Source organism: Duncaniella sp. C9, from assembly GCF_004803935.1.
GTDB classification, from domain to species: domain Bacteria; phylum Bacteroidota; class Bacteroidia; order Bacteroidales; family Muribaculaceae; genus Duncaniella; species Duncaniella muris.
Map to the genome: position 1 here is coordinate 2,507,682 of NZ_CP039547.1, position 25,939 is coordinate 2,533,620.

At 46.0% G+C, this 25,939-nt stretch carries 21 protein-coding genes; 7 read left to right on the top strand and 14 right to left on the bottom strand.

Going from position 1 to position 25,939, the window contains the following annotated elements; genetic code table 11:
* Positions 1-32: 32 nt before the first annotated feature.
* The 4 genes from E7745_RS10550 (at position 33) to E7745_RS10565 (ending at position 5,567) form a co-directional block, all read left to right on the top strand.
* A complete protein-coding gene (locus E7745_RS10550) occupies positions 33-2,294 on the top strand; it encodes a BamA/TamA family outer membrane protein (protein WP_136408805.1) in 2,262 nt (753 codons plus the stop codon).
* A gap of 239 nt (positions 2,295-2,533) precedes the next feature.
* Complete coding sequence (locus tag E7745_RS10555; protein WP_107031425.1) at positions 2,534-3,034, top strand: thioredoxin-like domain-containing protein; 501 nt, start codon at positions 2,534-2,536, stop codon at positions 3,032-3,034.
* Between the two features lie 59 nt (positions 3,035-3,093).
* Positions 3,094-3,504, top strand: a complete 411-nt coding sequence (locus tag E7745_RS10560; protein WP_124075598.1) for a hypothetical protein — start codon at positions 3,094-3,096, stop codon at positions 3,502-3,504.
* The gene (locus tag E7745_RS10565) at positions 3,501-5,567 is read left to right on the top strand and encodes a DNA topoisomerase 3 (protein ID WP_107031423.1); all 2,067 of its coding nucleotides are present in this window, start codon (positions 3,501-3,503) and stop codon (positions 5,565-5,567) included. Before E7745_RS10560 ends, E7745_RS10565 begins: the two co-directional genes overlap by 4 nt.
* 268 nt (positions 5,568-5,835) lie before the next feature.
* Here the strand turns inward: E7745_RS10565 and E7745_RS10570 are convergent, their stop codons facing one another.
* The 7 genes from E7745_RS10570 to E7745_RS10600 form a co-directional block, all read right to left on the bottom strand.
* Entirely contained in the window at positions 5,836-7,284 is a 1,449-nt protein-coding gene (locus E7745_RS10570) for a flippase (RefSeq protein ID WP_124075599.1), read from the bottom strand.
* Positions 7,285-7,841: 557 nt separating this feature from the next.
* Positions 7,842-9,257 carry a 23S rRNA (uracil(1939)-C(5))-methyltransferase RlmD gene (gene rlmD / locus E7745_RS10575; RefSeq protein ID WP_107031421.1) on the bottom strand — a complete coding sequence of 472 codons (1,416 nt, stop codon included), beginning with the start codon at positions 9,255-9,257 and terminating at the stop codon, positions 7,842-7,844.
* Between the two features lie 177 nt (positions 9,258-9,434).
* Positions 9,435-10,313: a CPBP family intramembrane glutamic endopeptidase gene (locus tag E7745_RS10580; protein WP_136408806.1), complete on the bottom strand. Its 879-nt coding sequence runs from the start codon at positions 10,311-10,313 to the stop codon at positions 9,435-9,437.
* A gap of 19 nt (positions 10,314-10,332) precedes the next feature.
* A complete protein-coding gene (locus tag E7745_RS10585; RefSeq protein ID WP_136408807.1) occupies positions 10,333-11,046 on the bottom strand; it encodes a tRNA1(Val) (adenine(37)-N6)-methyltransferase in 714 nt (237 codons plus the stop codon).
* 8 nt (positions 11,047-11,054) lie between these two features.
* Entirely contained in the window at positions 11,055-11,945 is an 891-nt protein-coding gene (locus E7745_RS10590; RefSeq protein ID WP_240740295.1) for a PCMD domain-containing protein, read from the bottom strand.
* 130 nt (positions 11,946-12,075) lie between these two features.
* The gene (gene radA / locus E7745_RS10595) at positions 12,076-13,449 is read right to left on the bottom strand and encodes a DNA repair protein RadA (RefSeq protein WP_136408809.1); all 1,374 of its coding nucleotides are present in this window, start codon (positions 13,447-13,449) and stop codon (positions 12,076-12,078) included.
* 61 nt (positions 13,450-13,510) lie between these two features.
* Positions 13,511-14,275 carry an RNA methyltransferase gene (locus tag E7745_RS10600; protein WP_123399860.1) on the bottom strand — a complete coding sequence of 255 codons (765 nt, stop codon included), beginning with the start codon at positions 14,273-14,275 and terminating at the stop codon, positions 13,511-13,513.
* Between the two features lie 214 nt (positions 14,276-14,489).
* Here E7745_RS10600 and E7745_RS10605 point away from each other — a divergent pair, with 214 nt between their 5' ends.
* Both E7745_RS10605 and E7745_RS10610 read left to right on the top strand, forming a co-directional pair.
* Positions 14,490-15,878 carry an RNase adapter RapZ gene (locus tag E7745_RS10605; protein WP_124075602.1) on the top strand — a complete coding sequence of 463 codons (1,389 nt, stop codon included), beginning with the start codon at positions 14,490-14,492 and terminating at the stop codon, positions 15,876-15,878.
* Positions 15,875-16,609, top strand: coding sequence for a nucleotidyltransferase family protein (locus tag E7745_RS10610; protein WP_124075603.1), 735 nt, complete (start codon positions 15,875-15,877; stop codon positions 16,607-16,609). Before E7745_RS10605 ends, E7745_RS10610 begins: the two co-directional genes overlap by 4 nt.
* On the opposite strand, the gene menD is transcribed toward E7745_RS10610, so the two are convergent.
* On the bottom strand, positions 16,584-18,272 hold the full coding sequence (gene menD, locus E7745_RS10615; protein WP_124075604.1) for a 2-succinyl-5-enolpyruvyl-6-hydroxy-3-cyclohexene-1-carboxylic-acid synthase: 1,689 nt from the start codon (positions 18,270-18,272) through the stop codon (positions 16,584-16,586). The genes E7745_RS10610 and menD overlap by 26 nt on opposite strands.
* A 115-nt stretch (positions 18,273-18,387) precedes the next feature.
* Between menD and E7745_RS10620 the strand changes: the two genes are divergently transcribed.
* Complete coding sequence (locus tag E7745_RS10620) at positions 18,388-18,942, top strand: DUF4924 family protein (RefSeq protein WP_124075605.1); 555 nt, start codon at positions 18,388-18,390, stop codon at positions 18,940-18,942.
* Positions 18,943-18,966: 24 nt separating this feature from the next.
* Here the strand turns inward: E7745_RS10620 and lpdA are convergent, their stop codons facing one another.
* From lpdA to E7745_RS10650, 6 genes are read right to left on the bottom strand one after another with little or no spacing between them, the layout of a single operon-like run.
* On the bottom strand, positions 18,967-20,295 hold the full coding sequence (gene lpdA, locus E7745_RS10625) for a dihydrolipoyl dehydrogenase (protein WP_124075606.1): 1,329 nt from the start codon (positions 20,293-20,295) through the stop codon (positions 18,967-18,969).
* Positions 20,296-20,302: 7 nt separating this feature from the next.
* The gene (gene gcvPB, locus E7745_RS10630) at positions 20,303-21,781 is read right to left on the bottom strand and encodes an aminomethyl-transferring glycine dehydrogenase subunit GcvPB (RefSeq protein WP_124075607.1); all 1,479 of its coding nucleotides are present in this window, start codon (positions 21,779-21,781) and stop codon (positions 20,303-20,305) included.
* Between the two features lie 17 nt (positions 21,782-21,798).
* Positions 21,799-23,178, bottom strand: coding sequence for an aminomethyl-transferring glycine dehydrogenase subunit GcvPA (gcvPA, locus tag E7745_RS10635; RefSeq protein WP_124075608.1), 1,380 nt, complete (start codon positions 23,176-23,178; stop codon positions 21,799-21,801).
* A gap of 4 nt (positions 23,179-23,182) precedes the next feature.
* Positions 23,183-23,557 carry a glycine cleavage system protein GcvH gene (gene gcvH / locus E7745_RS10640; protein ID WP_124075609.1) on the bottom strand — a complete coding sequence of 125 codons (375 nt, stop codon included), beginning with the start codon at positions 23,555-23,557 and terminating at the stop codon, positions 23,183-23,185.
* 46 nt (positions 23,558-23,603) lie between these two features.
* A complete protein-coding gene (gene gcvT, locus E7745_RS10645) occupies positions 23,604-24,701 on the bottom strand; it encodes a glycine cleavage system aminomethyltransferase GcvT (RefSeq protein ID WP_124075610.1) in 1,098 nt (365 codons plus the stop codon).
* A 26-nt stretch (positions 24,702-24,727) separates the two neighbouring features.
* Positions 24,728-25,708, bottom strand: coding sequence for a lipoate--protein ligase (locus E7745_RS10650; RefSeq protein WP_160630806.1), 981 nt, complete (start codon positions 25,706-25,708; stop codon positions 24,728-24,730).
* Positions 25,709-25,939 lie beyond the last annotated feature (231 nt).

Sequence of the window (25,939 nt, forward strand, 5' to 3'; positions counted from 1 at the left end):
AACAGCAGGCTTTGAAAAAAATACTGATCTTAATGGCAATCGCATCCGTGCTTCTGTCAGGCTGCTCGACAACAAAGAGGCTTGGCAAGGATGATATACTCTACACCGGACTCAAGGGCGTAGAAATCAAGACTCCTGACAAACAGAAGTTTCCGGCTGATGTACGGTCTTCTCTAACAGAGGCTGTTTCTGTGAAACCGAACAACGCTCTTTTAGGATCAGCATCGGTCCGGTATCCGTTCCCTCTTGGCCTTTGGGTCTACAATAATTGGCCGAATCCTCCCCAAGGGCTTAAGCACTGGATTTATGAAAAACTTGCTTCAGAACCTGTCCTGGTGGCAGATGTGCGCCCTGAAGTCAGAGTGCATATGCTTGACCAGATCCTGGACAATAATGGCTATTTCTCCGGGACATCTTCTTATGAGCTTGTTCAGAAACGGAATAAGAAAAAGGCCTCGATACTTTACAAGATTGAGGCCGGCAGGCCATATATGATCGATTCCATAGTATTATTGCCTGATACTGTATTGTTGAATCATATTATTGATTCTGTGGCTCGAAAGTCGAAATATTTCCAGCTCGGTTCTCGCTATTCAACGGATTCTCTTGCAGCGTTGCGTGTAGACATAGCCAATGCTGTCCGCAACAGAGGCTATTATTTCTTTCGCCCGGACTATATACAGTATCTTGCGGACAGTACGATAAACAAAGGCAACATAGCGCTCAAACTTGACATTGCCGACAATCTTCCGCCGATGGCACTGAACCGTTACCGGACAGGAGATATCACCACCTATATATATAGGAATAGGGGAGGAGGGATACCTGATACTACAGAAACTGCCAAGGGAACTCTGATCCGCTATCTCCCGTCAAGGCTTCGAGACGGGCTGATTCCATCATGCATCGCATTCCGTGAAGGGCGCACATTCTCCGTAAGGCAGATGAATGCTACACAAACCCGACTGGCTCGGCTCGGCATATTCAACAATATCAACATAAATGTCATCCCGGATACACTTCGAAAGAATGACAATCTGCTCAATGTCGTAATTGAATGCACCTACGATAAGCCTCTCGAAGCCTCTGTAGAAGCAAATGTGTCTTCAAAATCGAATTCTTATCTTGGACCGGGTGTCACATTGGGTCTTACAAACCGCAATCTCTTCGGCGGCGGTGAATTGCTGACGGTTTCTTTGACCGGCGCATACGAGTGGCAGACAGGATCGGGCAGACACAATTCAGTGTTCAATTCCTATGAGATAGGCCTGAATGCCACGCTGGCGTTCCCGCGTTTGCTTGCGCCAAGATTCATTCCTCGATCACGCAGAGAGTTGAGCTGGACTAAAATATCATTAGGCGCAGATCTGCTTAACAGACCGCACTATTTCAAACTCAGCCAGTTCAATGCCGGCTTATCTTATGACTGGCAGTCGTCCAAGTATATCTCCAATACTTTCACGCTGTTTAAACTCACATATAATAAGTTGCAGCATACAACCCCGGTTTTTGATTCGATAATGAATGCCAATCCGGCGATTGCTTTGAGTTTCCAAAGTCAATACATACCACAGATGTCCTATAGCTTTGTGTATGACCGCACTATGCGCAAGAATACCATCAACGTGCAGTTTACGCTACAGGAGGCCGGAAATGTATTCTGGTCAATCTATGAGCTATGTGGCAAAAAGGGCGAGAAAACACTTTTCAGAACGCCATTCTCCCAATTTGTAAAAGGATATGCGCAGGTAGTATATGGAAGGCGTCTTGGCGGAAACCACTGGCTTGTCAGCCGTCTTGGCTCTGGAGCCGCATACGCCTACGGCAATTCATCTCAGGTGCCTTATAGCGAGCAATTCTACTGTGGTGGAGCCAATTCGGTACGGGCATTCACCGTCCGTTCGATTGGTCCCGGCTCATACCGTGCGCCTGCAGATCAGATCAACGGCTATTTTGACCAGACCGGTACGTTTACTTTCATCGCCAATACTGAATACCGTTTTCCCATACTTGGACCGCTTCATGGTGCGGTATTCCTTGATGCAGGCAATGTATGGACTCTCAAAAATGAGCCTTCCCGCCCCGGCGGACAATTGCGGGCCAAAACTTTTTTTAAAGATCTTGCATTGGGAACTGGTGTAGGTCTGCGCTTTGACATCTCGATGCTGGTTATCCGAGGTGATCTTGGAATTGGAATCCATGCCCCGTATGACACCGGCAAGAGGGGTTATTACAATATGGAGTCGTTTAAAAAGTCTCTGGCCTTCCATCTGGCCATAGGCTATCCGTTCTGAAAGGATATATATTAAGAGGTTGTTTAAAACCAATAGTTAAAATCTGAGTGGTGTATCTTTTAGATAAATTGATGCAAATGAAGGAGGAGCATAGCGAGCTATGTGACTGAGACGAAGAGTCATAGGCGCCCAAAACTTTCGTTCAGATTTTAACTATTGTTTTTAAACAACCTCTAAGTGGTAGAACTTTTAAGAGTTTGAATTGTCTTTATAGATAAGGACTTTTCAAACTCTTTTTTATGAAAAAGATTTTTAGCTACATAGCTTTCTTCGCAGCGATAGTTTTGCTGATATCCGCCTATTCCGAACGCGTGATGAAGGCGGAAAAAGGCTATACCGCCCCGGAAATAGAAATGCTTGTCAATGATTCCGTGGAAGTCTCACTGAGCCAATTGCGCGGAAAATATGTGCTGGTCAATTTCTGGGATAGCGAGAATGCAGTCTCTCGTATAGCAGCCGGCGAATATGACCGTTATTTCAGAAACAAGACATATACCGAACCTTTTACTATCCTTTCGGTCAATACCGATTCAGATCCGAAGTTTTTCAAAGAAGTCGTTAAGAAAGATAATCTGGAAGCCAGTACGCAGTTTCACATCACTGATGCAAAAATGAAAAACCTCGAAGCTGACTATCGGCTGAATCACGGATTTGCATCATATCTCATTAATCCTCAGGGTAAAATCATAGCTGTGAACCCATCGATCAGTTGTCTTCAGACTTATCTGACGGGCAGTTAATCAAACCTCAAAGGTTGTCAGAACAAATAATTCTCACTAAATTTGCACTACCATTCATCATGAAAAGATTTTTTATTTCTGCGGCAATAATGGCTGCCATCAGTTTTTGTTCAGAGGCAAAAATAGTCAAAGACTATGAGTCTGCGTCTGATAGCACATTGTCGTTCCAAGCGGACAGCATTGACTACCGCTCGGATCTCACACGTGTATATGGCAAGCTGATAGGACGTCCCCACACTTCAAACCGTATTGACGGAGTAAGTCTGACATGTCTCGGTTCCGCTGTGACTTCAACAGATATCGATGGAGTGGATTTCCAGCGCTATTTCCAATGGGAGGACAATGGGCAGATACCTGTGGAAATTGACTTCCCGGCACTCAAGAACACTTCTGAAATTCAGATTCTTTTCATGACAGTACATGGTCCGTCAACCACCACCGTCAAGAAGAAATCGTTGCACCGTAAATGATACTCTGCATAACTGAGAAACCAAGTGTAGCAAAAGATATCGCCGCAATACTCGGCGCCAATACCCGCAAGGAGGGTTATTACGAAGGAGGAAACTATAAAGTGACCTGGACTTTCGGCCATCTGTGTACCCTTAAAGAGCCGGGGGATTATGAAGAGAGATGGAAAAGATGGTCTCTTGGTATGTTGCCCATGATCCCGGCTCGGTTTGGGATCAAGGTTATCAATGATTCCGGTATAGAACGCCAGTTTCGTGTAATAGAAAATCTGATTGCCGAAGCTGACGAAGTGATCAACTGCGGTGATGCCGGGCAGGAAGGAGAGCTCATCCAGCGGTGGGTGATGCAGAAAGCATCGATCAAATGTCCGGTCAAGCGGCTTTGGATTTCATCACTTACCGATGATGCCATACGCGAAGGTTTTGCACATCTGAAACCGGAATCGGAATTCAATAATCTATATCATGCCGGCCTTTCACGCGCAATCGGAGACTGGCTGCTTGGTATGAACGGCACACGTTTGTATTCTTTGAAATATTCATCACCGGGCAATGTATTGTCAATCGGACGAGTACAGACACCTACACTGGCCCTGATTGTCCAGCGCCATTTCGAAATTCAGAATTTCAAACCGGAAGATTACTGGGAACTCAAAACTTTGTATCGCGGAGCTACGTTCAATGCCACAGCCGGACGTTTTCACTCTCCGGACGAAGCAACAGCAACATTGGATGAAATACGTCAGTCTCCGCTGGTAATCAATGACATACAGGAGAAAAAGGGTAGGGAAGCCCCTCCAAGACTTTTTGACCTGACATCGTTGCAGGTTGAGTGTAATAAAAAATGGGGATGGACGGCAGACGAGACTCTGCGACTGATACAGTCTCTATATGAAAAGAAAGTAACTACTTATCCGCGAGTAGACACCACATACCTTTCTGAAGACATATACCCGAAAGTTCCGGGTATTCTACGGAACATGACTCCTTATGCAGCATTGACTGAATCATTGCTCACATCAAAGCTGCCTAAGAGTAAAAAAGTCTTTGACAACTCAAAAGTTACGGATCACCATGCCATAATCCCCACAGGTCAGTCACCGGCAGTGCTGATCGGCAATGAGCGACAGCTTTATCATCTGATCGCATTGCGCTTTATCGCTGCATTCTATCCCGATTGTCGTTTTCTCAGTACAACTGTAAGCGCTACTGTTGGAAAGCATGGCTTCAAGGCTACCGGAAAAGTGATCGAAGATGCCGGATGGCGGAAACTGTATGATGACACTCCTGCAGAAGAATCTAAAGATGACACTTCTGATGATAGAATTTTACCTGAATTCAAAGTAGGGGAGAGCGGCCCTCATGAACCGGCATTGCAGCAGAAAACAACCCAACCTCCAAAATATTATACCGAAGGAACCCTTTTGCGGGCAATGGAGTCTGCCGGTAAAACGGTAGATGATGAAACATTACGTGAAGCCATGAAAGAAAATGGTATTGGACGTCCATCTACCCGTGCGGCAATAATTGAAACATTATTTAAGCGAAGATACATTTATAGGAACCGCAAGTCAATAATGGCCTCGCAAGCCGGGATTGAGCTAATTGAGACTATCAATGAGGAACTACTCAAAAGCGCCAAGCTTACCGGCCTGTGGGAAAATAAATTGCGACGCATTGAACGTGGCGAATATTCTGCCACTGAGTTTATCAATGAACTTAAAACGCTTATAAATCAGATTGTTATTAGTGTTCTAAGTGACAACACACGATCTAAAATTCAGATTGAGGTTGAAAGCAAAGGCAAGAACAAAGGAGGCGACTCAGAACCGGCAAAAAGCAAGGGAGGAGACAAGCCACGCAAACCTCGCACTCCCAGCGTCCGCAAATTTGAACAGATCGAATGTCCGCTTTGTGGCCAAGGTAATTTGATAAAAGGTAACACCGCTTTCGGATGTAGCCGTTATCGTGAAGGTTGTACCTTGCGGTTGAACTTTTCAGAATATCCTGAGACCCTGACTCCCGCAAAACTAAAGAAACTATTGGTTACAAATAAGAAAAAGTAAAATGGCAAAACAACAGTCGCTACCGGTCAATTTGAAAACAACGTAGCGGCTGTTGTTCTTATTAATCGTTGCAAAGGCAGAATGAAAAAGGAGAGGAGTAAAAACGGCTCAATTTAAGCATCCTGCTCAAGATCAAAAAAAACGCGTAAAACAATTTTACATAATAGTGATTATGGGCATATATTTATTTCTGATTCATTTCAAGACTCCAGACTTTTTCTTGATATGTGTGGAATTAAAGGTCTAACTATAAAAACTCTCGTTCATATCAATGACCTGAGATTTTGCTTTTGATTAAATCTATTATTTCAAAAAGCATCTGATCTTTAAGTATCCATAATGTCACACCATACACGGTGATTCCAACACTAAATCCTATAATCAATCGTCCGAGATCTGACATCGGGAATGTCTGGCTGAGATATATTGCAATGCCCATAACCGTGGTGGCTGTTATCACTTTCCATTTAATCAGCTCTGAGATTTTGAACGGATAATATAACCGTCCTAACACTATCTGAATAACCAGTATAGACAATTCAGCGGCAAATGTGGCGATTGCCGCACCTTTAGCCCCCAACGGCGGCATGAGTATGATATTGAGACAAATATTCATAATCGCCCCTCCACTGGCCCCAATAATCAGAAGTTTGACTTTATCCATCGGATAAAGTATCTGAATTCCCATCAGGTTGGTAAGGCTGATAAATACGATTATCGGTGCTGAGATATACAGCACGGGTATAGACTCTGAAAATTCGGGCCCGCAGAATATCATAGTTATTGGGCCGGCAAGCAGCATAAGCCCGACAGTAATCGGCAATGCGAGAGTCATTGTCAGATTGAGAGACTTGTTTATGACCGATGAAAAACTTTCCATATCACCGGATTTTATAAGGTGGGAGCAACGCGGCAATAGCACTGTACCCAATGATGTGATCAGAGTGAGACAGATATTGGATATTTTATTTCCGGCAGTAAAAAAGCCTACAGCTTCGTCTCCGCTAATGAATCCGAGCATGACTGAGTTCAGCAGTAAGTATAGGCTTGTGATCAGATATAAAGCAAAGATTTTTAGCGCCGGGCGAAGATGGCTGATAATCTGCAAATCTTTAAACTCGATGTCTTTGACTGATATATATTTTCTAAGATGAATAAAGTTTGCGATATAGTTGCCGACAGTTGTACCGACCATAACAAAACCGTAAGCTATCAGATCGGATGATGATCTGACAAAGGCAAACAGCGACAATGCCGCCAAGGTTCTGATAGCGATTGCACGTATGGTTATAAATTTAAAATCTTCAATGCCCTGATAGAACCATTCCGATCCGATGGAGGTGAAAAATATCGACAGACTGAGTATATAAAATAGCGTCTGGTTGCTATGAATCTGAGGTATGAATCTCGCCATTAAGAATACAGCCACATAAGCGCACATGCACAGCATAAGGCTCAACGACAGAATTTCAACCACAAATTTATCTCGTAAGGACTTATTGTCGCGGTGTTTTGCCACTTCCCTGACGGCATATGCCGGAATTCCGAGGGTTGAAAATAGAATTATATATAATATTATTGAGTTCAAAAAGTTAACAGTCCCTATCCCTTCCGGCAGCAGCACTCTTGCCGCATATGGAAAAGTAATGACAGGAAAAACAATTCCGGTAATAGTATTAAGGCCATTAAGGATTATATTTGTCTTGATTGAAGACATTGGTTCCGACAGAAAATTTTAAAATAATACAACCATATATCAACCACGACAAAGGTAGACAAATCGCTTCAATTATGCAAGAAATCCAAAATTCAAATCCTGTTAACACTATTTTTAGCAAATAAACATCATTTTCACGCATTCTAAGCCCGGTGTTGGTTAAATGCTATGCTCTTTTGTTAAGTTGCTTGTATATGAGCTATTATCATATTAAATTTGCATCGAAAACGAAAAATAACTCCTGAACGTTAACAGAATTAAGACTTCTCAAATACATATACATGAAACAACAACCAAACATGCATTTCTGCTGAGTCATTTGAAGACACAACCATTTCTTATCCTTTTCTGAATTTAAAATTACCGCTATTTCCCTTATTCCAAATCAATTGGCAGTTATCACCTCCTGATATACAATCCAGAATCGGGCATAACGTGAGCCCGATCAGATTTTCAGAAGATGAGTTTGAGAAAACGAATACCGATAATTAGAATTGATGATTATAATTTCGAGCGCTCCACTGCGTGATGCAGCGGGCGCTCTTTTACTGTATACGTCATTGATTCCTTAATGTAAGTGCGGCTACATTCTCCACATGCTGGGTGTGCGGGAACATGTCTACCGGCTGTACTGCCTCAATATCATACTTCTCATGGAGCAATGCCAGATCACGGGCTTGGGTAGCCGGATTGCAGCTGACATAGACTATCCGCTTTGGCTCGGCTTCCAAAATTACTTTGACCACATCATCGTGCATGCCGGCTCTTGGAGGATCGACAATCATCACATCAGGATGTCCGTGTTCAGCTATGAAGTCTGATGTCAATACATTTTTCATATCGCCGGCATAGAATTCCGTATTGTCCAACCCGTTGATGCCGGCATTTATTTTAGCATCGTCAATGGCCTCAGGGACATATTCGATACCGACTACATGCCTGGCATTGCGGGCAACAAAGCAGGCAATTGTACCGGTTCCGGTATAAAGGTCATAGACCAGCTCGTTTCCGGTCAGTTTGGCGAAATCACGGGCCACGCTGTAAAGCCTGTAGGCCTGCCGTGAATTTGTCTGATAGAATGACTTGGGGCCTACTCTGAATCTAAGACCCTCCATCTCCTCTTCAATATATTCCTTACCGCGATAAAGGTGAATGGCCTGATCTGAGATCGTGTCATTGACTTTTGTGTTGACGACATAGAGCAGCGATGTGATTTCCGGGAACTCAGCGGCTACAGCTGATAGCAATGTCCCGATTTTTTCTTCATCGTTTTCGCCGAATACCATTACAGCCATTACTTCTCCGGTAGATGCAATACGTATCATCAACGTACGTAACAGGCCATGCTGCTCCCTTAGGTCATAGAAGGAATAGTCATTGTCCATGCCAAATTTCTTGACAAAAAGTCTCAACCGGTTACCGAGATCATCCTGCAGATGACATTTGTTTATATCCAATACCTTGTCGAAGGCGCCTGATATATGGAATCCTGCTGCCCGGCGCTCCGGGAACTCCTCTCCTGAACGCAATTGATCGAATGTGAGCCACTTTTTGTTTGAGAATGTGTACTCCATTTTATTCCGGTATTCCCAGATTTCTTCTGATCCCAAAATAGGAGTCAGTTCCGGATATGGAATCTTGGCTATGCGCTGAAGAGCGTCCTCAACCTGCTTTTGCTTGCATTTGAGCTGGAATTCATATGGCAGATGCTGCCATCGGCACCCTCCGCATAGAGTGAAGTGTTCGCATTTTGCCTCGACTCGTATTGGAGAGGGCTGTGTCAGACGTTCGATATGTCCCTCCGCATAACTACGCTTTTTACGGTCAATCTTCACATCAGCGATATCTCCGGGAGCACCGAACGGTATGAACACAACCATTTCGTCAACCCGCGCGATGGAATTGCCTTCCGCCGCCACATCCAGTATTTCAACACCGCTTAAAAGCGGCAGATCTTTCTTCTTTCTTGCCATCTGTGTTTGTTTGAATTACTTAACTTACAAAAATTTTCGTCGGCAATTGGGAATAAGAGCCATTTACCGACGAGTGGAGTATTTCAGTAAGTTAGGTTAAGATAATTTCTACAATTATTTATTGTCAAAATTAATATTTATTTCGACATCAATCAATTCGATGAAGTTAATTTAGCACTATTTAACTCTCTGGATGACCGCAGACTTCTGCTCTCTATGCAAACGGAATATAATGAAGACGGTCAATATTGCCGAAGCCAATATGAGCATCGGCGAATCAAGCCCCCATTGATCAATCGAGCTGTCTCCCCCACCCTCTGAGATTTCACCGGACTTCCATGTGGAATAGACCACTATTGAGTTGTTAAAGGCATGTATTATAACCGGCAACCACAAAGACCGGCTCCACCACAACAGATAGCCGAAATAGGCTCCAAGCAATAGTCGCGGAACAAAACCGAAAAACTGCATATGGATGGCACTGAATATGATCGCTGTAATCCAGATCGACAGATGTATGTTAAGTCTTGATGACAAAAATAACTGTTGCAAAGTTCCTCTAAATAAAATTTCTTCGCTTAATCCTGCCAATATTCCGACTATAAGCAAGTCAATGATCAATGAACTTACAGAGCCATCACCCAGAAGCATTTTCACTGAGGCACGGGCTTCATTTTCGTGAAGCCGCATCCAACTCTCTAATCCGGAAAGACTTTCGGGTAACACAAGACTGTCATTCATCATAACGATCCAGTTCATCAGCGGAATTGAAACCAGCATAGCTGTCACGGCCAATATCAATAGCTTTATGGAAGGTGCTGACTCAATTTTCAGGAAATTTGCCGGCAACGAGGAAATCAATACTGCGGTCATCAAAGACGGGAGGATGAATATGATACAGTCCTGGATGACAGTGGCCAGTCTTAGAGCTTTTGTAGTAGGCCCGTTATGAACCACAAACCCAACTATCAGAGATCCAGCCAAGGCACAGGCCGCAAGCACGATGAAAAATAGCAGGAAACGTTCAGCCGGTTTGAACCGAAGTTGTGGCAGCATAATGTAAAACGATTTTAGTTTATTTATCAAGATAAAAAGGATATGTCAGAAGCTTATAAGCAGTTGAATATTCATTGTCCTCATTGCGGATATATAGATTTTCAGTAACACACCGTGTGTTCATATATCTTTCCGGCATGACCTGCCATAAGATTCGCAATGCCTTTTTGCCTCTTTTCGAAAACACTGACGTCATCCGTCGGGATGCAAGGCGATTACATGAAAGAAGCCATTCAATCTCATCTTTTCTGCCATAAGGCGAAATGAAAGCCATCGAGTCTCCAGGCATCACAAGATGCTGTGCTCCAAGGCTTAGCAGCGATTCTATCCCGAATTCTTCTCCATGCCTTGCAAGCGCTCTGATAGTATCAGGAGATCTCAATGGTTCATTGAAAAACGGGGGGTTCGACACAATCAGTAACGGTGACGAGGCTTTGTCAGGGAAAAAAGATGTTATGTCGTTTTGAAAAACTTCGATCCTATTTTTCCACTGTGAAGAATCCACGTTGGACTGGCAGCACTTAACAGCATCTCTGTCAATATCCACTCCATAGATTCTCGCTTGTGGAGCGCGCTGGGCCATCATCAGGGAGATCAGACCGGAGCCACATCCGGCGTCAACGATATTCATTGCGCCTTCGACATCAGCCCAGCTTCCAAGAAGCACTCCGTCAGTGCCGACTTTCATCGCACATTCAGAATCATCGATCGAAAATTCTTTAAACCGGAACATATCGATGCTCAATATCCAAAACCGACATTATCCACATATAATGTCAGCCCCTCAGTGCCGACATAGGGTTCTCCGCTACCGGCAGAAAACATGACTATGATATGTGTCGGGGTCGCATTGGCGGAATCCCATCCTTCTTCAGTGACCGGGACCATTTTCCCCTTTGAGTTACGGGCATAATAGCGGTCATCGCCGCTACGCAGTTGCAGATAATCAGGCACGGGACCTTTTGAACTTAAATCTCCATAGGTCAGCTGAAGACGATGCCCGTTTGTCCAGGAAGCAGTCTTTGAGAAATGTTCTCCTCCTGTTGCCACCCGTTTTGCATGGATATTGCCGTCTGAATCTTCCCAACGGCGCTGAAGAAACACAAATACCACGGCATTGTCATGTCCCGGAAGTTGCTTTTTTGAGCTGAATCCTGTAGACTTTACACGATAGTTGACATTCGGCATGTCTACTTTATAGTCAAAGACCAGTGATTTAGGCTGTTTGGAAAACGGTATGCCCATTTCCATTTTCGAATATGGATTTTTTGTTGATGTAACCGGTTCAAACATTTTACCAAGAAACATCGAGCCGGCAACCATAACATCCATGTTGATCAGACCGAGCACTTTCACTTTCTCGATCTGAGTGCAGAGTTTCGCGCATTTGTTTTTAGCCGAACGATCCGCAGGATAAACCGCATTAGAAGTTTTGACAACGCCTGACACTTTAGCATAGACATTGCTCGTGGCCCACGGCGAGCCGCCAAGATTTGAATAGGGTTTGTTGCCCTCGATTGTCTGTGTCGGGCCTATCTCATATATAGTCTTGTCATGTCCGCCTATCACAGCCGATTCGTGTATGTGGCGGGTAACCCAGTTGGAGAAATCTCCATATTTGATATGCTCCACCGTCTGGGCTGAAACAAATGAAGCACCGGCAACAGCGGATAAACTAAAAAATATACATCTTAAATTTGTCATTTTCATATGGATATAGTTGTAACGCTTTAATAGCATAACATGCTCTTTCTTGATTTGTTTATGCAAAGAGAGTTCTGAAAGCCTCCTCTACCTTTGCCACTTCAACAATCCTGATGCCAAGTCCTGAAGTGTCGATGCCTTTGAGATTATTGCGTGGAATTATAATCGTTTCCATCCCAAGTTTTTCAGCTTCGCGTATTCGCTGTTCGATGCGGCTGACCGGACGAACTTCTCCGGACAGCCCGACTTCGCCAGCCATACAGATACGGTTCGGGATGGTTATATCTACATTGGAAGAAAGAATCGCACAGATGACAGCGAGATCCAGCGATGGATCGTTGACTTTCAGACCACCTGCAATATTGAGAAAGACATCCTTTGCCGCAAGCTTGAACCCGACCCGTTTTTCAAGCACAGCCAAGAGCATATTCATGCGTTTGGAGTCGAAGCCTGTCACCGAGCGCTGCGGAGTGCCGTAGGCCGCAGTACTGACCAATGCCTGCACCTCGATAAGAAATGCTCTGACACCTTCCATCGTCACCCCGATAGATATTCCGGAGAGTTCCTCGTCATTCTGCGAAAGGAACATTTCCGAGGGGTTGGATACTTCTCTGAGTCCTCGCTGACACATCTCATAGACGCCTAACTCGGCTGTAGATCCGAAACGGTTTTTAATGGACCTCAGAATTCGGTATATATTCTGGCGGTCTCCTTCGAACTGTAGCACAGCATCGACAATGTGCTCAAGCACTTTCGGGCCTGCAATGCTGCCTTCCTTGGTTATATGCCCTATCAGCAATACCGGAACGGAAGTTTCTTTTGCGTATTTCAGCAGTTGGGCGGCACATTCCCTTACCTGAGAGACACTTCCGGCTACTGACTCTATAGCGTCAGAGGCTATTGTTTGTATCGAATCGACCACCACAAGTCCTGGATCAACATCTTCAATGTGATCCTTTATATTCTCAAGAGAAGTCTCACAGACTATATATACATTGTCATTCGGACGGCCTATACGGTCTGCCCGCATTTTTAACTGTTTTGCACTTTCCTCACCGGAAATATATAAGACTTTTCTGGAGCGTATCGAAAGTATGTTCTGAAGTACAAGCGTGGATTTCCCTATTCCCGGCTCTCCACCTATAAGCACGAGGCTTCCGGGCACCAGACCGCCGCCGAGAACACGGTTAAGCTCTCCACTCGGCATTTTGATGCGGGCCTCATCGCTGGTTTCTATCTCATGAATCAGCTGAGGCTTTGTTCTTGTCTGTTTCAGCCTGACAGGAGTGAGTGATCGCGATTTTTTGTCATCTGACACTATCCGCTCCTCTACCATAGTGTTCCATTCGCCGCAAGCCGGACATTTTCCCTGCCATTTTGACGATTCGGCGCCACAACTTGTGCAGAACCACGCTGTCTTATTACCTTTCATCAATTATAAACTATTGCTTAAGAGGCCAGTGACAAGCCCCTGATGTTTTAGTGTCAGATTTTCAAATTCCTCTAAACTTAGCCAGAGTGATGGCTGTGGCTATAGCCGCATTCAGAGATTCTCCTGTCGGCTCGCCTTCCGGATATGATGGTATCAACAGGCGGTCTGTAACAGATTTTTCCACCTCAGCCGAAATTCCGTTGCCTTCATTCCCTATGACAATGACTCCTGTATCTGTCAGCTTGGCATCGCTGATGCTGTCACCGTTCAGAAATGTGCCATATACACGCATAGCGCCACTTGCCACGATCATTTCAGTGAGATCGCCATAATGAAGTCTGACCCTTGATATCGACCCCATTGTAGCCTGTATCACTTTCGGACTGTAACAGTCAACAGTCCCTGTCCCGCATAATATGTCGCGTATGCCGAACCAGTCGGAAACACGTATGATAGTACCGAGATTTCCGGGATCCTGTATGCCGTCAAGAGCAAGGACAAGATTTTTCTGCGCGATTCCATTCCCCAGATGCGACTCTGGAATATCATAAACCGCAATTACCTCTGTCGGAGTGACAAGGCTTGACATTTTTGCAATTTCTGATCCGGCACATTCTACTATAACCGAACCAGAAAGCTCTCTGCAGTCACGCCTGTTTGCAGCCAGCCAGTCTTTGGTAGCAAACAGATGACGCACGTTAAAAAACGGAAGTGTGTCGAGTACGCATTTGGAACCTTCTGCTTTGAAGGCCTGCTCGCGCCGACGGTGTTTCCGCTCATCAAGTGATTTGATCTGACGGCTGAGATTATTTGTGAGAACTGACATATTGAATTATCAAAATATTTTCAAAGTTAGGTATTTTTATAAATATACGCAAAAGGGCAGCCGAATGAAAGAGCAAATTGGATATTTTGACTAATTTTGCAGCTGATAAGCCACTCATCGCAGTTGCTTAATATCGAATTTGGGAACGGTCTCCTATCCAGGAGTCAAAATCTCAGAAATTGTTTAGAAGTTGTTTAAAAACAAGAGTTAAAATATGCTCTCAACATTATATGCACAGACATTCGGTGTAGACCATTACAAAATCCGTCCTCTTACCAAAGCCGGCAGCAACCGCCAGTATTTCCGCATCTCCGGCCCACGTACTGTTGTTGGAGTCATTGGAACATCTGCCATTGAAAACAATGCGTTCATATATCTGTCCGCCCACTTCTCCACAAAAGGGCTGCCGGTACCAAAGGTCATTGCAGTGTCAGATGACAGACTGTGTTATATCCAGGAGGATCTTGGTGACAGTTCCCTATTTGAAATGCGCGAAGATATACCCTTATTAAAGCAAACAATTGCCATATTGCCGGATTTCCAATACAAAGGGGCTGAAGGAATGGATTTCAACAATTGTTATCCGGTAGCGGCATTTGACAGTCAGGCCATCCTGTGGGATCTGAACTACTTCAAATATTGTTTCCTGAACACAACCGGTGTGCCTTACGATGAAAGACGCCTTGAATCAGAGTTCAGACTGATGGCAACACGTCTGGCCCATTCAGGGAAGCCGACATTCATGTATCGCGACTTCCAAAGCCGCAACGTCATGATCAAAGACGGAGCTCCGTACTTCATCGACTTCCAGGGCGGCCGGAAAGGACCTGTAGAGTATGATCTTGTCTCTTTCATCTCTCAGGCCCGTGCGGCATTCACTCCCGAAGTCAAGGAAGAGCTGATTGAGACATACCTCCAATCCGCATCACGCTATGTGAGCGGAATTGACAGCGGACTTTTCCGGGAGCGTCTTCACGAATATGAACTGCTGCGCAACCTGCAGGTGCTTGGTGCTTACGGCTTTCGTGGAAAATTCGAACGCAAGCCTCATTTTCTGAAAAGCATCCCGCTTGCACTGGCCAATCTTCAGAATCTACTTGCAACAGGGAATGACTCCTATCCTTACCTGACTGAGATATTGGCCGCCATGCTTGAACAAGAGTCAATCGATTCGATTACGGAGGAGGTTCGTCCGAGCTTACTGACAGTCCATGTAAGCAGCTTTTCCTATAAAAAAGGCATCCCGAAAGATTATTCCGGCAACGGAGGTGGATTCGTGTTTGATTGCCGCGGCATGGAAAATCCGGGCAGATATGAGGAGTATAAGAGCAGAACGGGTCTTGAGAAACCGGTGATTGACTTTCTTGAATCAAAGGGTGAAATACAGACATTCATGGAAAACTGTTATGGCTTGGTGGATCCGTCAGTGGAATGTTACGACCGTCGCGGGTTCACCTCTCTGGCGGTAAATTTCGGCTGTACCGGCGGCCAGCACCGTAGTGTCTATGGAGCCCAGCATATGGCTGAACATATAAAGACAAAATTCCCGCATGTCAACGTCCGCCTCACACACCGTGAGCAAAATATAGATTGCACATTATGAAAGCCTTCATTTTTGCAGCCGGGCTTGGTACACGTCTTGGCACGATCACGCAGACAATGCCGAAAGCGCTTGTTGAGGTCGGAGGCGAGCCTATGCTGAAAAGAGTTATCCTGAAACTCAAGGACTCAGACATCAGACAGATCGTTGTCAACGTTCATCATTATGCCGACAAGATAATTGATTACCTTAAGAGCAATGACAATTTCGGACTTGACATATCCGTCAGCGACGAACGCGATGCTCTTCTTGATACCGGCGGAGGCTTGCTTAAAGCCAAGGGTCTGCTTGGAACAGATAGCCAGATACTGCTTCATAACGCCGATATACTGACTGATTTCAATCTTAAGGAAATGATAGCCCATCATCAGTCTTCTCAGGCAGATGTGACTTTGCTTGTGGCTGACAGACAGACATCCCGTTATCTGCTTTTCGATAATTCCATGCAGATGAAAGGATGGACAGACATCAGGTCCGGTGAAATCCGAAGTCCGTGGAATTCGGAAGAAATTGCCGGATGCCGGAATCTCGCCTTCGGTGGAGTCCATATTGTCAATCCTTCGGTATTCCCGTTTCTGGCAAAATTCAGTAATGACCCAAAATTCTCGATCACACCATTCTACACATCATTATGCAAAGATCTCAGGATTTGCGGCTTTATGCCCGATGAGTCCTATAATTGGATTGATATCGGAAAACCAGATGCGCTTAAGGCCGCTCAAAATATTGTTTGAGAACATTGGCGGAAAGTTCCGGCGGGGTATTGACTGCCAGAAGGGCCGGCTTCCTATTTTCCGCTACAAATGCAGCGAGCGCCTTCTCCAGTTCTGTTGACGAAGAGGCATCAAAAAAAGCAAAGCCATATCCAGCAGCAAGGTCTTTCAGCGGCAAGCGCGTTCCGACAGCCAGAAATTCTTCCATCTCCGGCAAATCTGAGGTTGAGGAAATGAACCGGAATATACCGCCGCCGCCATTGCACAATACAATCATCTTGAATTTCGGAGAGATCAAAAACGATGACAGAGCGGCGATATCGTATTGGAAACTCATATCACCGCTGATCAGCAGAGTCACCCCACGGTAGATCACTGAGGCTCCGAGCGCCGTGGATGTACATCCGTCTATCCCGCTCACCCCACGGTTGCATTCACTCCGATGCAGACGCGAACAATCCATCAGTTGTGCATAGCGGACCGCCGTGCCGTTTGAAAGATGAAGATTCCAATGACGAGGGATGTGGGATACTATATGCGAGAACGCCGATAGATCACACCAGGGGGCATTTCTTACATATTCATTGTGAGAAGCTGTTGCCTGTCTGTAGATTTCATGCCATTCGGAAGAATAGTCGCACGGAGTTTTGTAAATCTGCAATGCAGATGCTAATTGGCGCAGAAAAACGGCAGCTTCCATCTCTATGCGCAATGAAAGATGCTTGAAACAGTCAACGGTGACGTGTGACAGACCAACGTGCCAGTGTTCCACTCCTTTGTCCATTGAGCGGATCCACTCTTTGACATGTCGTGACACGAGTGCACCTCCAGCCGTTATCACCACGTCCGGCTGAAGTTTTTTCCAATCGTTAGCCGACAAAATTCTCAGCGTCATGTCTATCCTGGAGATGAACGATGGTGAATGGAGATTGGCTATCGACTCAGTCATCACAACAACATTCGGCAACGCGGAAAGTTTCATCAAAGCCCGGTTGAGGCGTTCGTCCGGTTGATGGAAACCGATAATGATCAACACTCTTTTCGGAGAGGCAAGCTTCTCCCCCAGCCTGCGTGCCTCCGGAGTCGCCAGTTCGAATGGCGGAGTAAGCTGACGGATCACACGGCTATCTCCAGCCTTGAATTCGGCCGTCCTGTTCAGTGGCGCATCAAGTCTGACATTAATATGCACCGGTCCTTTGCGCCCGCTGACTGCCTCGATCAGCGCATCATTGATCAGACGGTTACACACCCATTCGCCGTTCTCAAATTCAAGATGGGCGCCAAGATCGCAACTGCGTTTGACATAGGGAGCAAGAGCGTTTTGCTGCCACAAAGTCTGCGAATCATCCTGGTCAATCCATTCTTCCGGCCTGTCTGCTGAAATAACGATTAGCGGCACTCCTCTGTAGAAGGCTTCGGCCACCGCTGGTGCATAATTCAGCAAGGCTGTCCCGCTTGTACACACCAAGGCTACCGGACATCCGCTCTCGATTGCCATTCCCAAGGCTATGAACGCAGCCGAGCGCTCGTCAATGACTACGTGATGTCTCAACTCGTTTCTGCGGACAATGGCGACAATTAAAGGCGAATTACGGCTTCCGGGAGAAAGCACCACATCCTTAATGCCATGAGCCACAAAAAGATCCGCTAAGATATTACATGAGAGTTTGTCGGTAGTAATCATTGTCTGCCTGTCGGATTTGTAATTGTTCGAGGTGCAAATTTACAAAATATTATTTCCGGGGCATGACAAATTAGGCCGTAATGTGTTAATTTTGCAGACACAAATAATCATCAGTATGTATATCGCATCTCAGAAACATAAAGAAAACATAGCGGAATATCTGTTGTATATGTGGCAGATCGAAGATATTATCCGTGCCAATGGCCTTGACATTGAGAAGATCGAAAAAAATGTCATTGACAAGTTTCAGCTTGACCCGGCCCAAAAGAAAGAAATGATTGAATGGTATGAGTCGCTGATTGACATGATGCGCCGTGAGAATGTTGAGAAAAGCGGACATCTTCAGCTCAACAAGAATGTGATCATACAGCTGACCGACCTTCATCTCGCCCTTCTGAAAGATCCTCGTTTCCCGGAATATACGGCTGAATTCTACAAAACACTTCCATACATCGTTGAACTGAGAGCCAAATCCGGCGAAAAACCGACCGGAGAAATTGAGACTTGTTTCAATGCTCTTTACGGAATGCTTATGCTCAGGCTCCAAAGCAAAGAAGTGACTGCCGAGACCCGCCAGGCCATAACTCAGATAAGCCGTTTCCTTGCCCTCCTGTCAAAAGATTATCATCTTGACCGGGAGGATAAACTCTTCCCCCCGGATCAAGAGTGACAATTATTGATTAACCATAGATTTTTATTTTGGCACTGCGGCTTTGACCACTTCAGTCAGAGTCGGATGTGCATGCACGGCTGTAGAGATCGCCGAGGCTTTTAGTCCGGCAGTCATTGCAGTAGCGACTTCCTGCACCAGATCGGCGGCGTGCGCTCCACAGATATGACAGCCAAGAAGTTCGTCAGTTTCTGAGTCTGCAATTATTTTAACCAGTCCGTCCGGCTCACCCATAGCCAATGCCTTGCCGTTTGACCGGAACATTGCCTTGCCGATCTTAATCTGACGACCGGCGGCGGCACACTGTTCTTCAGTGAGTCCTACCATCGCACATTCAGGCCAGGTAAATACTGCCGCAGGTATTATATCGGTCAGTTTCGCCTTCCCCAAAGCGACAAGTCCGTGCATATATGCAGCATGGGCGAGCATGCAGCGGCCGTTGACATCACCGATGGCATAGAGTGTCACATTTTCAGGTGCCGATCCGTCAAACAACACTTTCATATTGTCATCAACAGCTATTGCGCCACGTTCGAATCTGACACCTATTCCATCAAGGCCTTCGGGCACAACAGGTCTACGGCCTACGGCCATCAATACCTGTTCAGCTTCAGCAGTCTTTGATTTGCCTTTGACTTCGTATTCCACTGTCAGGCCCGGATTGATAGCCGTAACCTGTGCGGAGGTCACAATCTCAATTCCTCTTCGCTTAAGAGATGTCCTTAGGCGTTTGGCTATCTCGACATCAAACGGAGGTAATATTTCCTTGCAATATTCCAGCACCGTCACTTTGACACCAAATGCTGAAAATATTGAAGCGAATTCCATCCCTATGACTCCTCCACCTATTATAATAAGGCTTGACGGGAGTGTCTGGATGGACAAAATTTCGTCACTTGACAAAGCGAGTTCTTTGCCTGGGATATCAAGCATTACCGGACGTGAACCGGTAGCTACAATAATCTCATGGGCGGTATAGCATTCTCCATTCACCTCTACAGTCGAGGCGCATATGAATTTCGCTTCTCCACGGATCACCGTTACATCATTAAGCACCATCCCTACACTTTCTCTGAGACCTGCAAGGATCTCGTCTTTGCGAGCCATGATGCGTGGCAGATCAATCACCGGCTCTCCGGCTGATATGCCGAATTCTGATGAATTGCCTACTGTCATGGCTACTTCGGCCGAACGACACAGGGCCTTCGTCGGGATACAACCGCGGTTAAGGCAAGTTCCTCCAAGCTCGTCTCGCTCAATCACTGCTACCCTACGGCCAAGGGCGGCTGCCTCGGCGGCTGCTTCATAGCCGCCGGGGCCTGCCCCTATTACGATCAAATCAAAATTTTCCATAGCGCAGTCAGAGTTCAGCATAAGTCACTACCGGATTCAGAGCCGCAGCCGTGTCATCCGGTTTGCGAATCGGGGTTTCCAACGGTGCCGCTTTAACCGTTTCAGGATCTTCTGCTGCTTCACGGGCTATCTCCCGCATCACACCGACAAATTCATCCAGCGTCTCTTTGCTTTCGGTCTCTGTCGGCTCGATCATAAGTGATTCATGGTAGAGCAGCGGGAAATAGATTGTCGGAGCATGGAAGCCATAATCGAGTAAGCGCTTGGCGACATTAAGAGTAGTCACTCCTGTCGATTTGTCGGCCAACCCGTCAAACACGAATTCGTGTTTGCAGACACGGTCGATCGGCAGCAGATACAGATCTCGCAGGCATTCCTTGACGTAGTTTGCATTGAGTGTCGCAAGCGGGCCTGCCATTTTCAGCCCATCGGCTCCCAGTGAAAGTATATATGCCAAAGCCCTGAGCTCTACAGCAAAATTGCCGAGCCAAGCCGAAATGCGGCCAAGCGCATGCGGACCCTTCTCTGTTCCGAAATCAAGTTCGAACAGCGCATCTCCTCCAGGCTGACGTCTGACCACACGCGGATTCGGGAGGAACTGTTCCAGGCCGGCTCTTACGCCGACAGGCCCTGCGCCTGGGCCACCGCCTCCGTGGGGAGTTGAGAATGTTTTGTGGAGATTTATGTGCATAACATCAAAGCCCATATCTCCTGGGCGGGCCACTCCAAGCAATGGGTTGAGGTTGGCTCCGTCATAATACAACAGAGCGCCACATTCATGCACAATCTTTGCAATCTCCGGAATATTATGTTCGAAAATGCCAACTGTATTCGGATTGGTCATCATAACAGCGGCCACAGTATCGTCAAGAAGAGCGTGCAGAGCATCGACATCAACCGTGCCGTCTGCAAGGCTTTTGACTTCTACAACTTTCAGGCCGGCTACAGCCGCTGATGCCGGATTGGTGCCATGAGCCGAATCAGGCACAATCACTTTAGTCCTTTTCAGATCTCCGCGGCTTTCATGATAGGCACGGATAACCATCAGGCCGGTGAGTTCACCGTGAGCGCCGGCATAGGGATTCAATGTAAATTCAGCCATGCCGCCAATTTCACTCAACATCTTCTGGAGTTCATAATAAGCTTCAAGCGCACCCTGAACGGTAGCCGACGGCTGGAAAGGATGAAGAGCACTGAATGCGGGCAGTGATGCCATCTCCTCATTGATCTTTGGATTATACTTCATAGTGCATGATCCAAGCGGATAAAAACCGGTGTCGACACCAAAGTTGTTGGTCGACATGTTGTTGTAATGTCTGACAACACTCGGTTCGTCTACTTCAGGAAGTTCAGGCGCGTTTTCTCTAAGAAGATTCGCCGGCAGAGAGGCTAAAGCATCGTCACATCCGTTTTTTGACAGATAATAGCCCTGACGTCCCGGACGAGAGAGCTCAAAAATAAGCTTGCCGTAATATTTTTTATTCATAGCAGTGGAACGTCATTTCAGTCATTTATATTCCTATTTTCAGCAAATGAAGGCAGAGTCGCTTTTGAGAACGTCTCGGCGCGCCAGATATAGCGGTCGATCTCTTCACGGGTACGTGTCTCAGTTACGCATACCAGAAGTTCATCATCAGCAAGCATCACGCCAGGCAGACAGCCACATGAAGTGCAAACCTCCATAAAATCAATCAATTTGACCTCCCCTTTGAATTTAACCGTAAATTCATTGAGGAACGGTTTGTCTGGATACTTCAGTTCAAACGCTCCGGTTTCAACAAGCTTCTTTGCAAGATAGTGAGCGCCTGCGGCTGAAATTTCATTTACCTCACGCAGCCCTTTAGCGCCCATCAGTGACAGGTAGACTGCGGCATAAAGAGCCATCAATCCCTGATTGGAGCAGATGTTGGAAGTTGCCTTATCGCGTCTGATATGCTGCTCGCGAGCCTGGAGTGTAAGCACAAATACCCGCCTTCCGTCGGCATCAGTCGTCGCTCCTACTATTCGACCCGGCAGTTTGCGGATGAGAGCTTTAGAACAACACATGTATCCTAAATACGGGCCTCCGAAATTCAACGGCATGCCTAATGACTGGGCCTCGCCGGCCGCAATGTCAGCACCCCATTCTCTGGGTGTACGGATCACGCCCAAGACAGAAGCCGGAGCAGTCATTATCAGAAGAGCCTTGGCTGCATGAACCTTATCGGCAAATCCGGTATAGTCTTCCAGAATACCATAGTAATTCGGTGTGGCTACGATCACTCCGGCTACATCTCCAGCATTCAGCATCTCCTCCATGACGGCAATATCAGTCACGCCATCTTTTTCCGGAATTGTATCGACAGTCACGCCATGATAATGCGCATAAGTATCGATCACCTCGCGATATATCGGGTTGACTGTAGCCGAAACAAGTACCCGGTTCCGTTTGCGGGCATGAGCCACCGCCATAAGCATAGCCTCGGCGACTGCAGTAGTGCCGTCATACATTGATGCGTTCGATACCTCCATGCCGGTCAGTTGGGTCATCATTGACTGATATTCGAAAATATATTGCAACGTGCCCTGTGAGATTTCCGGCTGATATGGAGTATAGGCAGTCAGGAATTCCGACCGAGAGAGGATCGATTGAATCACAGCGGGAGAATAGTGGTCGTAGAATCCGGCTCCTGCGAAGCAGGTCAAAGGCTGGTTTTTAATGGCCAGTCCTTCAAAAAAGTCACGCACCTCTTTTTCGCTCATCTGAGGTTTCAGATCATAACCACGCTTCAGCTTAAGCGAATCAGGCACATCGCTGTATAGATCTTCCAGACCCTCCATGCCGCAACGCTTGAGCATTTCGGCGATGTCAGCTGATGTATGTGGAAAATATCGGTGTCCCATAGTTTTATTTTTCAGCTTCGCAGTGAGCTTTGTATGCCTCTTCGTCCATCAGGCTATCCAACTGTGACAAATCGGTAAGTTCAACTTTGATAATCCAGTTGGCCATCGCATCTTCGTTGATCAGACGTGGATTGTCGGCAAGTCTTTCATTTGCTTCAAGTACTTCGCCGCTGACAGGAGCAATAAGGTCACTGGCAGCCTTGACACTTTCAACAGCTCCGAAATCTTCTCCGGCTTCAATCTCGTCACCCTCGTCGGGCATATCGACATAAACTACATTGCCAAGCGCATGCTGCGCGTAGTCGCTGATGCCGATATAGCCAATATTGCCGTCAACTGTAATATATTCGTGTGTGGGAGAATAATATGTCTTGCTCATGATTGTGGTTGTTTTAGAATATGTGATTATTAAGAATAGTTATTAATTATTTCTTGTATGATTTTTTATAGAACTTCTTTGCTGTCACGCGAGCTGGGAATGTCTTGCGGCGCACACGCACTTTAAGTTCACTGTCTTTAACAGCATACGGGGTGGCTATTAGGGCTGCCGCAATGCTCTTATCCACGGAAATGCCGCGGTAACCGGTGGTAACATAGCCTATGACATCGTCTTTGTCATTGAGCACCTCGCACCCGTGGCGGGCAATAGCACGGTCAAGAATCTCCAGTCCGACCAGCTTACGCGGAGCACCTTCAGCTTTCTGACGGGCTACCACATCACGACCTATGAATTCGGGCTTGTCGAGCTTTACAAACATAGAAAGACAGGCTTCGACCGGAGTTATGTCATCAGCCAGTTCATCACCGTAAAGAGGCAAACCGACTTCAAAGCGCAGGGTATCACGACAGCCAAGCCCGCAAGGTGCCGCCTTACCGGACTCCATGAGAATATCCCACAGTCTGACAATCGTGTCATGATCGGCATAGATCTCAAATCCGTCTTCACCGGTATAACCGGTGCGGCTCACAATCATATGTTTGCCGTCATATTCCGATTCAAGAAAGGTATAGAACACAAGTTCCTTACAGTGAATGCCGAGCACTTCTTCCATTACAGATTCCGCATCCGGCCCCTGTACTGCAAGTTCGCCATAATTTTCGCTGACATTGTCAACTGTAACATCAAATGAGGCGGACTGCAATTTGATCCAATCAACATCCTTGTCAATGTTTGAAGCATTGATCACCAGCAGGAAATTATTCTCTCCACGCTTATACACGAGCAGATCATCGACAACACCACCGTCATGATTCATCATCATGCCATATAATATGCCGCCGTCAGGCAGCCCGGCCACATCATTTGTAAAAATATAATTGACAAATTTTTCGGCTTGCAGACCTGTGACAAACACTTCGCCCATATGGGAGACATCAAACACTCCACACGCTTCTCGCACGGCGTTGTGCTCTTCGATAATTCCTTTATACTGGATCGGCATGTCGAATCCGCCGAAAGGACTCATTTGTGCTCCGAGAGCAACATGCCGGTCATGTAGACATGTCTTTTTAAGATCTTCCATTTTAAACAATGTTTTGATTAGGTTTTTCAGAATATAAGGTTAACAATCTGTCTGGATGTCAATGCGGGAATAATATCCCGGATTTCGATTGTGTCAAGCAATTTTAAAACCGCCTCCCGATCGAACGGGCACCCGACAAGCAGATTTTTCAATACCGTTGATGCATCGGTGTTCTCAAGATAATCTCCGGTCATTTCGAAATCAGAAATCAGGCCGTGAGAAACAGAAAGGTCAATGCATATTTCTCCCACTCCGTCAATACGTTCACTTACCTGAAGCGATCCTTTGGGATTTTTGCCTCTCAGCCATGATTCGGCATAATATTCCTGCTCTATTTTTTCAATCTCTTTCAGATCATCTGCGGTAAGAGTCAGCACATTTCCACCCATTGGAACTGTACGCAATATATGATCAAGGAAATCTGAGATTGAAAGTTCGGGCAACTTCTCTTTTATGGTAGTCACACGGCTACGTGTTGATTTCACCCCATGAGACGACAGTTTCTTGTGAGACGGAGTAAGAGCATTTCCCATGAGAACCGGATCATAGTCATACAGCATCGTGCCATGCACTATGCTTCTGCCGGGAATATGATAATATGAATTTCCGGACACTTTCTGGTCACCGATAAGTATGTCATTGCGGCTGTTGTCTGACGCGTCAAGACCCAGCATCCTGAGAGAGGCCACAACCATAGAAGTGTATTTCCCGAAGGTGCCACAAACATCGTCTGACGATGTGATATACGAAAACATTATGTTATTCATATCGGCGACTACAGCACCCCCACCGCTTTTGCGGCGGACAATTTCTACTCCGGCATTCCGGCAGAAGTCAACATTGACTTCTTTTGCCATCTGCTGGTTGCGCCCTATGATAACGGTGGGCTTCACCTGCCATGCAAAAAAGAAATCTCTGTCAGGATATTTTCTTGCAAGATATTCCTCTTCAGCCAGATAAAAGGCAAGGCATCGAGGCTCGGATTCATTGATTACGACAAGATCCATAAATAGTGATTCATGTATATTAGCGACCTCAGAAATGTGGTCACAGCAAAGGTAGTGAAATTTGTGAATACTCCAAGCCTCATGCAAAAAAATATTCAATCCGTATCTGACAATCATGAATTATTAGGTCCGGTCAACAATAAATAGTCCCGCAAAAGCGTTGGACTAATAACTCACTTCAATATTGCACGATCACAAAAGGTACATGCCTATGGATAAAAATTCTACTCC